Annotated in this window: 8 protein-coding genes; 4 read left to right on the top strand and 4 right to left on the bottom strand. The window is 68.5% G+C overall.

Annotated features, from left to right (window positions below; all coding sequences use genetic code 11):
• Nucleotides 1-136 precede the first annotated feature (136 nt).
• The 4 genes from VB737_RS02015 to VB737_RS02000 all read left to right on the top strand — a co-directional run bounded on the left by VB737_RS02015 (nucleotide 137) and on the right by VB737_RS02000 (nucleotide 13,205).
• On the top strand, nucleotides 137-4,885 hold the full coding sequence (locus VB737_RS02015) for a choice-of-anchor I domain-containing protein (protein ID WP_500310697.1): 4,749 nt from the start codon (nucleotides 137-139) through the stop codon (nucleotides 4,883-4,885).
• A 73-nt stretch (nucleotides 4,886-4,958) separates the two neighbouring features.
• Nucleotides 4,959-11,885 (top strand): ExeM/NucH family extracellular endonuclease, encoded by a 6,927-nt coding sequence (locus VB737_RS02010; RefSeq protein ID WP_500310695.1) that lies wholly within the window; start codon nucleotides 4,959-4,961, stop codon nucleotides 11,883-11,885.
• Nucleotides 11,886-11,952: 67 nt separating this feature from the next.
• Nucleotides 11,953-12,609 (top strand): hypothetical protein, encoded by a 657-nt coding sequence (locus tag VB737_RS02005; protein ID WP_500310693.1) that lies wholly within the window; start codon nucleotides 11,953-11,955, stop codon nucleotides 12,607-12,609.
• Entirely contained in the window at nucleotides 12,585-13,205 is a 621-nt protein-coding gene (locus VB737_RS02000; protein WP_500310692.1) for a hypothetical protein, read from the top strand. Before VB737_RS02005 ends, VB737_RS02000 begins: the two co-directional genes overlap by 25 nt.
• Before the next feature lie 161 nt (nucleotides 13,206-13,366).
• Here the strand turns inward: VB737_RS02000 and VB737_RS01995 are convergent, their stop codons facing one another.
• From VB737_RS01995 to VB737_RS01980, 4 genes are all read right to left on the bottom strand, one after another.
• Nucleotides 13,367-13,858: a photosystem I reaction center subunit XI gene (locus VB737_RS01995; protein ID WP_500310690.1), complete on the bottom strand. Its 492-nt coding sequence runs from the start codon at nucleotides 13,856-13,858 to the stop codon at nucleotides 13,367-13,369.
• Nucleotides 13,859-13,925: 67 nt separating this feature from the next.
• On the bottom strand, nucleotides 13,926-14,042 hold the full coding sequence (locus VB737_RS01990; RefSeq protein ID WP_015109434.1) for a photosystem I reaction center subunit VIII: 117 nt from the start codon (nucleotides 14,040-14,042) through the stop codon (nucleotides 13,926-13,928).
• A gap of 109 nt (nucleotides 14,043-14,151) precedes the next feature.
• Nucleotides 14,152-15,156 carry a glycosyltransferase family 2 protein gene (locus VB737_RS01985; RefSeq protein ID WP_500310688.1) on the bottom strand — a complete coding sequence of 335 codons (1,005 nt, stop codon included), beginning with the start codon at nucleotides 15,154-15,156 and terminating at the stop codon, nucleotides 14,152-14,154.
• 33 nt (nucleotides 15,157-15,189) lie between these two features.
• Nucleotides 15,190-15,669 (bottom strand): C40 family peptidase (locus VB737_RS01980; protein ID WP_500310686.1); only part of this gene is annotated, 480 nt, incomplete at its 5' end.

Here is a 15,669-nt window from a genome sequence, read left to right as displayed (position 1 = left end):
ATCCCAATGGACTGATGAGCAAGACCAACCGGCGCCGGCTACGGCGTCAACAAGCCGGGGCTACAGCCTCACAGGGTGGGCCAGATTTCATGTCGCCGGAGGACCAATTCCGGATGTCGCTTGACACACCGCCTGGATCTCCCTGCAGGAGAACAACGCCATCGCCGTGGTTGATCTGAGCGGCTCCGCGCCGGTGATCAGCACCATCTTCTCCGCCGGCATCAAGGACTGGTCCCGCGGCGTCGCCAGTGCCGAGAATTTCAGTTTCGAACTGGAGTATGCCGCTGGCTCCGCCAACCAGCCCGATGGGGTGCTGGCTGGTGGCCTTTCCGGCCTGTTCTTCGCCGGCAAGGAGACGCTGAACGGTACCGAACTGGATGTCTACTACTCCATCACCGATCGGGGCCCCAACGGCGATCTGATCGCTGGTCAGCGTCAGTTCCTGGATCCGGACTTTCAGCCCAGCATCTACAAGCTGGGCATGAATCGCAGCACCGGAGCCGTCACCGAGCTGGGCCGCATTGGACTCAATCGTCCCGATGGCACCCCCCTCACCGGTCTGCCCCAGCTGGCGATCAAGGATGACGTCCCGATCGACGCCGCCAATGCGCCACTGGCCTATGACCCCTTCGGCATCGACTCGGAAACCGTCTCGCTGTTCAGCCTCACCATCGGCGGCAGCACGCGCCAGGTGTTCGCCGTCGGCGATGAATACCGGGGTCAGATTTCGATCTTTGATGCGCTGAGCGGCAACCTGATCCAGCGCTACATCCCCGCCGGTCAGAAGGCCCAGCTGGCCGCCCAGCACAACGTGGGCGGCGCCACCCCGATCGGCGCGGAGACGATCGACAGCCTGCCGGCCATCTACGGCAACCGCTGGAGCAACCGTGGCATCGAGGGCATGGCCTTCAATCCCACCGACGGCCTGCTCTATGCCTTCATGCAGAGCCCCCTGGATGTGGATGCCAATGGGGACGGCGTCACCGAAGGCCGCAGCCGCTCCGAACTCACCCGCATCCTGGCGATCGACCCCGCCACCGGTACCCCGGTGAAGGAACACCTCTACCTGCTGAGTGGCCGCTCCGGGCAGGACAAGATCGGCGATGTGGCCTTCGACGCCGACCGTGGCGTCTTCCTGGTGATGGAGCGCGACAGCAGCCGCAGCCTCACCGGCTTCAAGCACGTGTTTGAGGTGGATCTGCGCGGTGCCACCGACACCCTGCCGCTCACCAGCGCCGCCGACCAGGCCACGGACGGCTGGCTGGGCGCGATCGGCGTGGTCAGCCCCGAGCTGCTCGACAACCGCCGCACCCTCGTCGATCACGACAGCAACGCCGCCACGGCCCCGATCTTCAGCACCTCCAGCGCCGACGTGCTGGCTGCCGCCGGCATCCGCCTGGCCCACAAGATCGAGTTGTTCAATCTGCCCTCCATCGGCGGCAGCCTGGCTTTCGACAAACCGGAAGGCCTCACCATCCGCGATGACGGCGCCCTGGTGATCAACTACGACAACGATTTCGGCACCGAAGGCGCCAGCGGCAACACGATCACCGTGGTGAGCTTCGACGGCGCCGGCTTCGACAGTTCCGACCGCGACGGCCCCTCGAACAGCAATCAGTACCTGCCAGTCGCCGGCCTGCCGCTCTACAGCCTCACCATGCCGGACGGCATCGCCACCTTCACCGATTCCCAGGGGCGCAGCTTCCTGCTGGCGGTGGGTGAGGGCGATTCGCGCGAGTACGAGCCGGACCGGGGCAACATCTTCTTCGACCTCACCCGCGCCAACGACGGCGCCCTGGTGAACGGCACCCCCTTCCGGGACCATCCCGGTGTGGATGCGCTGAATGACGCCTTCGCCGCCGCCACCGGCGTCAGCCGCACCCGCCTCAACCTGCTCAATGACTACGGCGACATCAACGGCGACGGCCTGATCGACAAGCCGTTCAGCATCGGCTCCCGCTCCCTGCGCATCTATGACGTGCAGGGCAACGTGGTGTTCGATTCCAGCGACGCCCTGGAGGAGCTGGCCGACAGCCTTGGCCTGATGGCCTCCAATCGCGACGACGACAAGGGCACCGAGCCCGAGATGGTGGAGATCGCCACCGTGGCCGGTCGCACCTACGCCTTCGTGGCCCTGGAGCGCACCACCACGAGTGTGGCCGCCGTGTTCGACGTGACCGACCCGTACAACGTGGTGGCTGTGGATCCGGTGGTGTTCCCCGGCGCCGAGCGGATCGAGGGCATCACCTTCCTGCGCAGCACCTCCGGGGAGCCGGCCGGCCTGATCGCCAGCAGCGAAGGCAATGACGTGGTGAGCATCACCACAGCGGCGCCCCTGCCCAGCGGCAGTGCCTTCCGCCTGCAGCTGTTCCACCTGGCCGACCAGGAGGGGGCCATCTCGGCCCTGGACAATGCGCCCCGCCTCTCCGGTGTGCTCAACGCCCTGCGGGCCCAAGACATCGACCTTGACGGCATCCCTGGCTTCACCAACACCCTCACCCTCTCCAGCGGCGACGCCTGGATCCCCGGCCTGTTCTACGGAGCCTCCGCCCAGGCCTACGGCGCCGTGGGCCGCGGCGATGTGCTGATCCAGAACGCCCTGGGCGTCCAGGCGATCGCCTTCGGCAACCACGAGTTCGACCAGGGCACCGCCGTGGTCCGGGACCTGATCCGGCCCAATGCGGCCGCCGGTTACCCCGGCACGGCCTTCCCCTACCTGAGCGGCAACCTCGACTTCAGCACCGACGCCAACCTGGCCTCCCTGGTGGTGCCCGCCGGCCAGGCACCCCAACCCAACACCATCACCAGCAGTGTCGTCTTCGATGTCAACGGCGAGTCGGTGGGTGTGGTGGGCGCCACCACACCCTGGCTGCGCACCATTTCCAGCCCGGGCGGCGTTGGCGTGGCTCCGGGCCCGTTCAGCGGTGTGCCCACGGCCGCCGAACTCGATGCCCTCGCCGCTGAGATCCAGGCTGATGTGGACGCCCTGATCGCGGCCAATCCGGGCCTGAACAAGGTGATCCTGCTGGCCCACATGCAGCAGATCAGCATCGAGCAGGCCCTGGCCGAGCGCCTGCGCCACGTGGACATCATCGTGGCCGGTGGCTCCAACACCCGCCTGTTCGACAGCGATGACGTGACCCGCCCCGGCGACAGCGTTCAGGGTCCCTACCCGATCGTCAAGACCGACGCCGATGGCAAGCCCGTGGCGGTGGTCAACACCGATGGCACCTATAAGTACCTGGGCCGCCTGGTGCTCGACTTCGATGCCTCCGGGGTGATCATCCCGGCCAGCTACGACCCCAGCCTCAGTGGTGCCTACAGCACCGATGCCGCCGGCGTTGCGGCCCTCAATGCCGAGGCCTTCATCGATGCTCGGGTCCAGGAGGTGGTCGACAACCTGCGGGCGGTGATCGTCTCCCAGGAGTCGGACTGGTTCGGCGTCAGTGAGGTGTTCCTCAACGGCAACCGCAACCCCGGTGTGCGCAGCGAGGAAACCAACCTCGGCAACCTCACGGCCGACGCCAATCTCGCCTACGCCCGCCAGATCGATCCCACCGTGGTGGTCTCGCTCAAGAACGGCGGCGGCATCCGCAATTCCATCGGCCAGTCGACCATTCCCACCGGTTCGGTGACCGGGGTTCCCGAGCTGCTGCCCACCGCGGCGGTGTTCGACGCCCAGGGCAACGTGGTGAAGCCGGAGGGCGGCATCTCCCGCAATGACATCGCCAACGCCCTCAGCTTCAACAACGGCCTGTCGCTCGTCAGCGTCTCCCCCAGCGAACTCAAGGCCCTGATCGAGCACGGCATCGGCGCCGGCATCAACCAGGGCCGGTTCCCCCAGGTGGGCGGCCTGGCCTTCAGCTACGACCTCAGCCGCCCGACAGGCTCCAGGGTGGTGAACCTGGCGATCCAGGACGAGGTCGGCAACGATCTTGACGTCGTGGTCCGAAACGGCGAGGTGGTGGGCGATCCGGCCCGCAGCATCCGGATGGTGACCCTGGACTTCCTGGCCAGTGGCGGTGACGGCTACCCCTTCGCGAGCCTCACGAACCCCAACCGGGTGAACATCACCCAGCCGGGCGGCGCCCCCCGCACCGGCGTCGCCACCTTCGCCGCCGATGGCTCCGAGCAGGATGCCCTGGCCGAATTCCTGGCCGACAACCACTCCCCCGACAACCCGTTCACGGCGGCCGACACCCCGGCGGCTCTCGACACACGCCTCCAGAACCTGGCGGTGCGCGTCGATTCTGTGATCGATCCGATCCTTGTCGGCACCCCCGGCAACGACATCCTCCTTCCGGGCCTCTCAACGGTCCCCGGCTTCGACGGTCGCCTGGACACCGTGTTCACCGGCGCCGGCAACGACGAGGTGGATGTGGCGATCACCAGCGGCTTCGACAACAGGATCTTCACCGGATCCGGTGCCGACGTGGTGTACGCGGGCAGCCGCGATGTGATCACCGGTGGCAGCGGCAGCGACCAGATCTGGGCGATCGATGGCGGTCAGAACCGCCTCAGCGGCATGGCCGGCCATGACGAATTCATCATCGGCAGCAGCGGCAACCGGGCCCTGGGCGGCGAGGGCAACGATGTCTTCACCATCCTCGCTGGGGCCGGCACCAACCACCTCAACGGTGGCGCCGGTGCCGACCAGTTCTGGCTGGTGAGCGAGCCGGGGGATCGGCCCGCGGCCAAGCAGTACGTGATGGATTTCACCGTCGGCTTGGACACGGTGGGCCTGCGGGGCGTGGCCTTCGCGGATCTCGGCTTCTCCCAGGTGGGAGCCGACACCCTGCTGCGTGTGTCGGGGGTGGGCGTGGGCCACTTCACGAACATCAGCGCCGCCGCGCTCAACAACCAGGCCAACTTCGCCCTGGTCTGAGGCGTTCCGGGGGCCCATTCCCTGGGCCCTCTCGCGTCTCTGTTTTCCTCCCCCGCCTATCCCCCCCCGGACCATGCCAGCCCTCTTCACAGGCCTGTACAGCCAGAGCTTCGATGCCCTGGCCCTCTCCGGCTCCGGGAATGGCTGGGCCAACGACGTGACCCTGCCGGGGTGGCACCTGTTCCGCCAGCCGGCGGCTGCCCCGGTCGCCCTTGCCACCTACAACGCCGACAGCGGCACCGGCAATGCCGGTGCCTTCGTGAGCTACGGGTCGACGGGCAGCAGCGACCGGGCTTTGGGGGGGCTGGGGTCGGGCGGCAGTTATTTCGGTTCCCCCTCCAGCGGGTCGGTGGCCGGCTGGTTCGCCCTGGCCCTCACCAATGCCAGCGGGGCGGCGATCTCCAGCTTGGATCTCTCCTTCAACGGCGAGCAGTGGCGCAACGGCGGCAACACCGCGGCCCAGACGATGGAGCTGCAGTGGGGCTTCGGCGCCAGCTTTGAGCAGGTGGGCCTCTGGGCCACGCCGGGGGCCAGCTTCAACTGGGCCTCACCGGTGACCGGCAGCACGGCCGGTGCGGTCGATGGCAACGGCGCCGGCAGGGTGGCTGGTGTGGGCGGCAGCCTCGACCTCTCGGCCAGCCCCTGGGCGGCCGACGCCACCCTCTGGCTGCGCTGGGCGGAGATCAACGATCCCGGCAACGACCACGGCCTTGCCATCGACGATCTGCGCCTGTCGGTGGCGACGCCGCCGGGGCTGCCTGAGGTCGCGATCGCGGCCATCGACGCCGTGGCGAGCGAATCCGGCGATGGGGCCAGCCTGCGCATCAGCCGCACCGGCTCCACGGTGGCGGCCCTGGCGGTTCCGATCCGCCTGGTCAGCGGGGTCGGTCTGGCCGACGCCAGCGACCTGGCCAGCCCCCTGCCGGCCTCGGTGCTGATCCCGGCGGGAGCGGCCAGCGTTGATCTGGCGATCGCGGTGCTCGATGACGCCGTCGATGAAGGCCCCGAGACCCTGAGCATCGAGCTGACCGCACCGACGGGCCACACGATTGCCGCTGGGGCGGGCAGTGCCGCGGTCACCATCGCCGACAACGACCGCATCAGCCGGATCTCGGCGGTGCAGGGCAGCGGCGCCAGCAGCCCCCTCCTGAACCAGAGCGTGACCCTCACCGCCGTGGTGGTGGGCGACTTCCAGGCCAGCGCCGAACTGGGTGGCTTCTTCCTGCAGGAGGAGACCGGCGACTGGGACACCAGCGCCCTCACCTCCGAGGGGCTCTACGTGGCCTACCCCCTGACGGGCACGAATGTTGATGTGGTGATCGGTGACCGGGTGCGGCTCACCGGCACGGTGGCCGAGCGCTTCGGCCAGACGGTGATCACGGCCGTCAGCGCCCTGACGGTGGAAGGGCAGGGCCGCCTGGGGGACACGCAACGGGTCGACATCCCTGACCTGCTCGCCCAGCGCAGCAGCGCCCTCGATCTGGAGCCCTACGAGGGCATGTGGGTGCGCTTCCCGGAGACCCTCAGCGTCAACGGTCTGTTCGGCCAGTTCCGCTTCGGCGAGGTGGAGCTCAGCGCCGGGGGGCTGCCGCTCCAGCCCACCAATGTGATGGAGCCGGGGCCGGCCGCCTTTTCCGCCGAGCAGGCCACGGCCCTGCGCGAGCTGGTGCTCGACGACGGCAGCAACAGCGCATACCGGCCCGCGGCGGCGGCCACCCCGGCGGCGCCGGTGCGGGACCAGCTGCTGCGTCGCGGCGACACCATCGCCGATGTGGAAGGGGTGCTGGGGTTCGACTTCGGCAAGTACCGGCTGCAGCCCACGGCGCCACTCAGCTTCACCACCGGCAACCCCCGTCCGCCGGCGCCGGCGCCGGCTGGGGCCGGGCAGCTGCGGCTGGCCAGCTTCAACGTGCTCAACACCTTCACCACCCTTGACGTTCCTGGGGCGACCACGGCCACCGGTCTGGACCCCCGGGGTGCCGACACGGCCGAGGAGCTGGAGCGCCAGCTCACCAAGCTCACCGCTGCCCTGGTGGGCCTGAAGGCCGATGTGATCGGCCTGATGGAGCTGGAGAACGACGCCGACGACGCCACCCTGGCCGCGATCGTGGCGCGGCTCAACGCCGCCCAGCCCAGCGGCTCTCCGCGCCTCTACACCTTTGTGCCCACCGGCCTGATCGGCAGCGACGCCATCAAGGTGGGGCTGATCTACGACAGCCAGGCGGTGGCCCCCACCGGCCCGGCCCAGGTGCTGGACAGCGCCGGCTTCACCGATCCCCTCGCCACCGGCAGTCCGCTCAACCGGCCGGCCCTGGCCCAGGGCTTCCGGGAACTGGCCAGCGGCGAGGTGCTCAATGTCGTCGTCAACCACCTCAAATCGAAGGGCAGCGGCGGTGCCACCGGAGCCGACCTCGACCAGCGGGATGGCCAGTCGGCCTTCAATGCCACCCGCACCGCCGCCGCCAGCGAACTGGTGCGCTGGATCGGCACCGACCCCACCGGCAACGGCGACGGCGACTGGGTGGTGCTGGGCGACATCAATGCCTATGCCAAGGAGGATCCGATCGCCGTGTTCGAAGCGGCGGGCTTCCGCAACGCCCTGCCCACCTTCACGGCCGAGCCGCCCTCCAGCTACGCCTTCTTCAACCCGGTCGACATGAGCGGGGCGCTGGATCACATGCTGATCTCCCCGTCGCTGGTGAGCCAGGCGGTGGCGGCCAGCGAGTGGAGCATCAATTCCGCCGAGGGCGCCTTCCGCGACTACAACCTCGATACCAACAGCAACGGCAACGCGGCGTCCCGCGATTTCTTCGCCCCCGATCCGTACCGCACCTCCGACCACGACCCCCTGCTGCTGGACCTGGATCTGGGCCGGGCGCTGCCCGCCGGACTCGCCTTCTCCCACGGCGTCGCCTCCGGCGATCCCTATGCCGATTCGGTGATCCTCTGGACCCGGATCACGCCGCCCGCCGGTTTCGCCGGACTGGTTGACGTGCAGTGGGAGGTGTCCCGCAGCGCCGGTTTCGAGGCCGGCTCGATCGTCGACAGCGGCGTGTTCACCACCAGCGTCGCCCGCGACTGGACCGTGAAGGTGGAGGCCGACGGCCTCAGCGCCGACACCGTCTATCACTACCGCTTCCGTGCCGGTGCGGCGCAGTCGATGGTGGGGCAGACCAAGACCCTGCCGGTGGGCAGCGGCCCGGTGCGGCTGGCGGTGTTCTCCTGCGCCAACTTCACCGCCGCCGAGGAATTCCTCGCCTACGCCCGGGCCGCCGCCGTCCACGCGGTGAACCCCTACGACGCCCTGGTGCATCTGGGCGACTACATCTATGAATACGGTCCCGGCGGCTTCAACGAGGCAGAGGACGCCGCCGGCAGCCGCGGCTTCCTGCCCGACCGCGAGATCGTCAGCCTCGACGACTACCGCCTCCGCTATGCCCAGTACCACACCGATGTCAATCTTCAGGCCCTGCGGGCCGCGGCGCCGCTGATCGCCATCTGGGACGACCACGAGACCGCCAACGACAGCTGGGCCGGTGGCGCCCAGAACCACCAGAGCGCCAGCGAGGGCGACTGGATCGCCCGGCGCGACGCCGCCCTCAAGGCTTACCACGAGTGGCTGCCGATCCGGGAGCCCGGCCTGCGCCAGAGCGGTGACGGGGCCACCGCCCTCTCCCCCCTCACCCAGGGCTACCGCTCCTTCGAGTTCGGCGACGTGCTGGCGCTGCACATCCTCGAAACCCGTCTCACCGCCCGCGATGAGCAGCTGGAGTACCCCGATGCCGCCGCCGTGCAGGCCCGCATCGGCGCGATCCTCGCCGACCCGGCCCTGCTGGCGGCCTATGCGAACCGGCTGGGGCTCACCCCGCCGGCCTCCCCCGCGGCGGTCCCGGGCTTTGCCGCCGCCCTGGCCCCCCTGGTGACCCAGGAACTGGTGCTGGCCACCGTGCAGCAGGCCTGGGGCGATCCCGACCGGGATCTGATCGGCGACGCTCAGATGGCCTGGCTGCAGGAACGCATGGCCGGCTCCGGCGCCGCCTGGCAGGTGCTGGGCCAGCAGGTGCTGATGCAGTCGATGGCGGTGCCGGCGGAGCTGCTGCTGGATGCCGGCAACCCCGCCCTGCTCGACAAGTACGCCGCCCCCCTGCAGAAACTCGCCACCGGTACCCCGTTCGATCAGCTGTCAGCCGCAGAGCAAGCCCTGTTCTCCGAAGCGGGCAAGATCCCCTACAACCTCGACGCCTGGGATGGCTATGGGGTGGAGCGTGAAACCATCCTGCAGAGCGCCCTGGCCCTGGGCAAACGGCTGATCAGCCTGGCCGGCGACACCCACAACGCCTGGGCCGGCGTGCTCGACACGATGACGGCGGGCACCGGCCCCGCCGGCAGCCTGGCCGGCCTGGAGTTCGCCAGCCCTGGGGTCACCTCACCGGGGCTGGAGAGGTATCTCCCCGGCGCCGATGCCTACATCCGGGCGAATTACCCCGCCGTCGATGGCCTTGACGGCCTGTTCATGGGGTACATCAACGGACTGGCCTACGCCGATGTGAACCGGCGCGGCTTCCTCGATCTCACCGTCACGACCGATCAGGTGAACGGGGAGTTCCACCTGCTCTCCGGCATCGATGCCATCACCGACCAGCCAGCCTGGGCGATCGAGACGGTGACCGGTTCGGCCGACTTCCGCCTGGCGGTGGCTCCCGAGCAGGGCGGGCCGATCCTCTGGCAGCCCGGCTGGAAGGAACTCGACCTGATCTTCGGTGCGGCGGTGGACGCCAGCGGCAACCTGATGCTGCTGGATCCGGCCGCCTACGGGGCCGTGCCCGAGCAGGGCATCCAGCTCGCCAACGTCACAGTGATCGGTTCCGAGGCGCCGGACACGGTCTACGTCGGAGTGGGCTCCCGCATCGAGGGCCGGGGCGGCAGCGACCAGTTCTTCAACACGGAAAGCCTGGGCGGCAACGTCCTGGTGGGCGGGGCGGGCTCCGACCAGTTCTTCCTGGGCCAGGCCAGGGATGTCGTCATCGGTGGCCGCCTGATCGACCCCGCTACCACGCCCTGGCTGGCGCCCGCCACGGCCCTGGCGGACCGGGAGGCCGATCAGTTCCTGATCGACAGCTCCGCTGCGGTGGCGACGGCCCCGCTGCTGCAGATCCGCGACTTCGAAGTGGGCCGGGACACGGCCTTCATCGATGGCCAGCAGCTCCAGGGCAACTGGGGGCAGATCAAGCAGGCCCTGGCTGCGGCCGGCATCCAGGCCAATGCGGCACCGGAGCTGGTGGCCCCGTCCGGTGGGCCCCGTCTCACCGTGATTCCCGGTGTCCAGGTGCTTCAGAACCTCGCTGCCCTCGGCCTCGATGCCGATGGCGACGACCTGCAGCTGGTGGTCCTCGAAGGCCCCGACTGGATCCGCGCCGACCGCACGACCCTCAGCGTCACGGCCCCCGCCGGCTTCGGCCCGGCCGACCTGGCCAGCCTCAACCTGCGGCTTGGGTTTTTCGATGGAACGGCGATCACGCCCTTCGCGCCGGCGCTGACGATCGGTGCGGTCCCTCCCTCCGATCCTGGCAACCCGGTCGTGGTGGTCATCACCCCCGGCGGCGATGCGACAACCATCCCCGTCGCCATCACAGGCGGGACTGTTCAGCCCGACCGTCCCTTCCAGGTGGTGCCGACCACGGCCCCCGGTGCTGGCCTCGCTGAGAGCTCCGTGGATTTCGGCATCGATCTGGACCCGGGGCTGGAGAGGGCGACGGTCAGCTTCGGGCTCGCCGCCCTGACCGTCGGAGCCCCCATCGCTGACACCCCGACCAGCCGCTGGATCGCCGTCGCCACCGACCCAGGCATCGGCGTGACCACCCCGCTGACCTACGACCCGCGCCAAGGCGGCGGTGCCCGCTTCTATGACCTCGACGCCGATGGGTCCGCGGAGTTCCTGCACCTCTCCCTGGGCGATGGCGGCCCCGGTGATCAGGGGCCGGCGGCGGATGGCGAGATCCTGCAGTCGCTGACCGTCGGAACGGTGGATCTCCAGCCCGTCTTCCGCCGCGCCGATCCCCTCACCCTCACGGTGGCGGATCCGTCCAACGGCAGCGCGGCCGCCAGCCTGGTGGTGCGGGCCAGCCTCTCGGGCCGGCCGGCCAGCTCCAACCAGATCGGCTATGTGGTGCTCGAGGCCAGTGAACTGGCCGGTGCCGATGCGCTTCTGACGGATCTGGCGGCCATCCGCTCCCGCGCCCAGACCCTCTTCTCCACCCTGGAGAGCAGCGACGTCACCCTGGCGGCGGGCACTACCTTCGATCGCGAGATTCTGCTGGTCAACGGCCAGTCGGTGCGCTTCTTCGAGGTGAGCGATGCCAGCCTCGCGGACCTCACCAGTGCCGCTGACGCGCGTCTGCGCTTCTTCAGCCCCGACGCCCCCGCCGGCGCCGATCGTTCGGTGGGCTTCGCTTCCCCCAGCGGTGTGAGCCTCTCCCTCGATCTGCTCGACACCGACCAGGGACTCGATGCGCTGATCGGCCAGGAGCAGGGCCTGGCTCCGGTCCTGGACTTCACCGCCTTCTCCTCCTCCCAGGCGGTCCAGGGCACCGTTGTGCTCAGCCGGGAAGCCAATTTCGACGCCATCACCGGCTTCTACCGCGCCCTTGATGCCCAGGGCACCGTGCACGACGCAGCCGGCAACCTGGTGCGCCCCGGGGAGGCGAACTACCGCCAAGCCGCCCTGCGCGCCGACAACCTCGTCACCGAGCTCCAGGGCCTGCGGGTGGGCGACAACCAGTCCAGCGCCACATCGGTCACCATCACGGAATCCTCCTTCCTGGCGCCCTTCGCCCAGGTGCGGGGCCGCACCTTCTTTGCCTATGCCGGAGCCAATGCCGACGGCATCAGCCACTTCCGGACATTGGGCACCAATCTGTTCGGCCTGGAGGACACCTTCGGTGGTGGTGACCGCGATTTCGACGACCACGTGATCGGCTTCAACTTCAACCAGCTGGTCTGAGTCCATCGGCCCGGGGCATGGATGGCTGCTTTTTTGCCTGCTACGCTCTTGCGGTTGCCGGTTAGAAATGCAGGTAAAGCCCCAGGATCTTGCGGGCTTGTTCAGAAAGAGTTGCCTGCCATTTCTGCTTGTCATTGCCATCGTCATCTCGTTTGCCGGGATCCTGAGTCAGAGCGGTCAGGTGTCCGAATGGCCGATGGATCAGTCCTTTGTGACGCGGGCAGATCTGCGCCTTGATCGACTGCCGACGGGCTGGGTCTTTCAATATCCCCGCTTCAAGTGGTCCGGTGGCGTGTCCGCCAGCCTGCTGATCGGCCTCTATAAGTTGGTGGTCTCTCCGGCTCCGGAGACGCTCAACTGGCATGCCAAGTGCATCACCACCCTGCTGTTTCTGGGATCCTCCTATTCGCTTTGTCTATTGTTCATTCGTCACTGGTTCTTCCAGGCCCTGGCCTTCTCCGTCATCGCCAGTTCCGCCCTTCAGTTTGCCGAGCCTTCCAGTGACATCATCGCAGCGTCGTTCTTCGCCTTGTTTATGTTGTCCGTGCGGCTGGGGTGGCCACGGCTGATATCCTCTGGGCTCCTGGTGCTGTTCGGGCTCTCCAAGATCCAGTTGCTCCTCTGCTCCCTGGGGGTGGGTCTGTATGGTACTGGTGGGATTTCCGGCAGAACCGGATGCGCTGGCAGATCCCGCTGGGGATGGCCTTCTGGCTGGTGTTGCTGATGGCTCCCGGATTCAAGCTCTATGGGATGGACATGGTCAGGACGGTCAAGGGACTGCGAACCTTTGGCTCGTCCTATGTCTTCATGTTCAGCCCCCATCAGTTTTCTCCTGGTTCTGAATCGCTGGCTGCCAACGCTGCGAATTGGCAAGATGTGATGCGTTCGGTGTTCCCGGGAGCGCGCACGGTGAGCGAGGTGATGCTTCGGTACCCCAAGAAATATCTTGATTTTGTCCTGGTCTCTGGCGCCTTCGGCCTTTTTTCTGTGCTGCAGACGATGGGATTGATGCTGATTCCCTTTTTCCGGGCATGGCGCCTTGGGGCCTTTCCTGCAGCCACCCAGCTCAGCCTGAGGTTTCTGGGTGCGGCGGCGTTCCTTTCCCTTGTGCCGCCGCTGCTGCTGCGATTCATCAGTCCCCGCTATCTCGCCGTGGTCTTCATTCCGCTGGTGGTGCTGTCCGCCGCAGCCGCCGGATCCGCCCAGGCGCCACGGTCCCTGAAGATCACGTTTCTGATCTGTTCGCTGCTGACCCTGGTGCTGAATCTGGCCGTGTTCAGCGAGCGCCTCGTCGCGTCACCAGGGATGCCTTTCGGTTGAGGGGACGGCACCGGGCGGCAGCCAGATCGATCGGGGCAGCCACGGCGATCGCCGTCAGGAGTTGGACCATGAAAAAAGCCCTGCCGAGGCAGGGCTTGCAGGAAAGGGTTGGACCACCATCCCGGGGTTCGGGACCCGGGGATGGCTGACCAACGGTGAACTCAGCCGGCGCTCCAGACGCCACCGGCGATGTTGGCCAGCGGGGACTGGATGGCGGTGCTGCAGAGGAACCAGGCGAAGGCGGCGCCACCGCAGCCACCCAGCCAGAAGCCGCTGGCGAATTCCGCCCAGCCGGCTTTGGTGAACAGGTCGGCCGGGGGGTTGTCGATGGTGGCGTCGGGGGGCTGGACGTTGGGGCCAGTGCCGGCGGTGCCGTAGATCGACAGGCAGATGGTCAGAATCGACACCAGGCCGATGGCGGCGAGCAGGCCGGCGGTGCTGGCGAACTCGGTGGCGCGCAGGGGGCCGGTGTAGGCGAAGGGGCCGTAGAGCAGGTAGCCGTGGGCCATGCCCACCTCAAGACCGCGACGGTTGGGCGAGAGGGAGGGGCGGTAGGCCGGCAGGGCGTTCAGGAAGGCCTTGGTGAAGTAGCTGCTGTTGACGGGGGTGGCCAGATTGCCGACGGTCGGGTCGGCCACGGGGGTCACGGTCATGGGAAGCGGATCGGGGGGTCGGCGGATCGGAGGGGGGAGGCGAAGGACGCTGGGGCCGGAGCCGGCGTCAGTCGGTCGCCTCGATCACGTTGAACAGCAGGGCCATGGCCACCGCCGCGCCGAGGATTCCCACCAGGGGAACCATCACGGACGGCATCCAGGCAACGGCAAATTCACCAGTCATGGCTTGGGCCAGTAGGAACCGCCGGTACTGTAAGGACCATGCCCTGTCCGGCTTCTCGGCGACGCGGGGGGCGACATAAAAGTTCAGCCGCCGCGCCCAGCCGCCCTGCTCACCCGCCCCCGCGCAGGGTCGCCCGCACCCGGTAGATCGGCCGGCCCTGGCTTTCGTGATAGGTGCGCATCTGCAGTTCCGCCAGCAGCCCGAAGCTGAACAGCTGCACGCCGCTGAGGATCGCGAACACCGCCATCAGCAGCAGGGGGCGGTTGCCGATGTCGGCCCCCAGCAGCAGCTTCTCCCCCACCAGCCAGGCGACGATGGCCAGCCCCGACAGCAGGGCCAGGAGGCCGGCGAAGCCGAACACGTGCATCGGCCGGGTCAGGAACCGCTTCATGAACCAGACCGTCAGCAGGTCCATCAGCACCCGGAAGGTGCGATCGATGCCGTACTTGCTGCGGCCGTAGCGGCGGGCCTGGTGGGACACCCTCACCTCACCGATCCGGGCCCCTTCGATGAAGGCCAGGGCCGGCAGGAACCGGTGCAGTTCCCCGTAGAGGTTCATGTCGCTGACCACCTCGCGCCGGTAGGCCTTCAGGGAGCAGCCGTAGTCGTGCAGCCGTACCCCGGTGACCCGGGCGATCAGGCGGTTGGCCAGCAGGGACGGCAGCAGCCGGTCCAGGGCTCCGTCCTGGCGTTGGTGCCTCCAGCCGCTCACCAGGTCCAGCTCGTCCTGCTCCAGCCGGGCCAGCAGCATCGGGATGTCGGCAGGATCGTTCTGGAGGTCGCCGTCGAGGGTGACGATCACCCCGCCGCTGCTGGCATCGAAACCGGCGGCCATGGCGGCCGTCTGCCCGTAGTTGCGGCGCAGCAGCACCGCCACAAGTTCGGGCACCCGGCCCGCCAGATCCCGCAGCACCGCCGGGGTGCCGTCCCTCGAACCGTCATCCACCAGGACCAGCTCGAAGGTGCGCCCCAGCGGCCGCAGGGCTGCCAGCAGCTTCTTCACCAGATGGGGAAGGCTCTCCTCCTCGTTGTAGAGGGGGACGACGACGGAGAGTTCGGGGGGGAGTTCGGGAACGGAGAGTTCCGGACTGTGGGCCAGGGCTGCCCCCGCCATGACCGATCCCCAGGCTCGTCGCCTGAACTTACCTCAGGGCGGCAGGGGGCTGCCGTCGTGGCTGTGCATCACCCGCCCCGCGCCCCGCAGTTCGGCCCGGTAGTGGCAGGCCACCGGATCCCGGTTGCGGGGGTTCAGGTCGTCGATGCCGATGCCGTCGCGGCCGTGCTGACGCCCGGAGCTGTGCAGGTAGCGGCCGCCGCCCAGGTGCAGGGCCACGTGGGTGCAGCGCCGCGGGGTGCCGAAGAACAGCAGATCCCCCGGCCGCAGCAGGCTGGTGACGCCGCTGGCCACGGCCGCCGGGCGGCAGAAGCGTTCCTGCAGGTAGGCGTCGCGGGGCAGCCAGATGCCGGCCTGGGCGAAGGCGGTCTGCACCAGCCCCGAGCAGTCGAAATCGGGCCCCAGGGTGCCCCCCCAGAGGTAGCGGTTGGGGCGGTGACGGGCGGCCTCGGCGAAGGCCAGCACCGCCTCCAGGCGGGCGGCGATCCGGTCGCGATCGAGGCGGGGCAGCGG

The organism is Synechococcus sp. BA-120 BA3, from assembly GCF_034931285.1.
In the GTDB taxonomy this organism is placed as follows: Bacteria; Cyanobacteriota; Cyanobacteriia; order PCC-6307; family Cyanobiaceae; genus Cyanobium.
The sequence above is the reverse complement of the archived record's forward strand: the minus strand, read 5'-3'. Positions and strand labels throughout refer to the sequence as shown.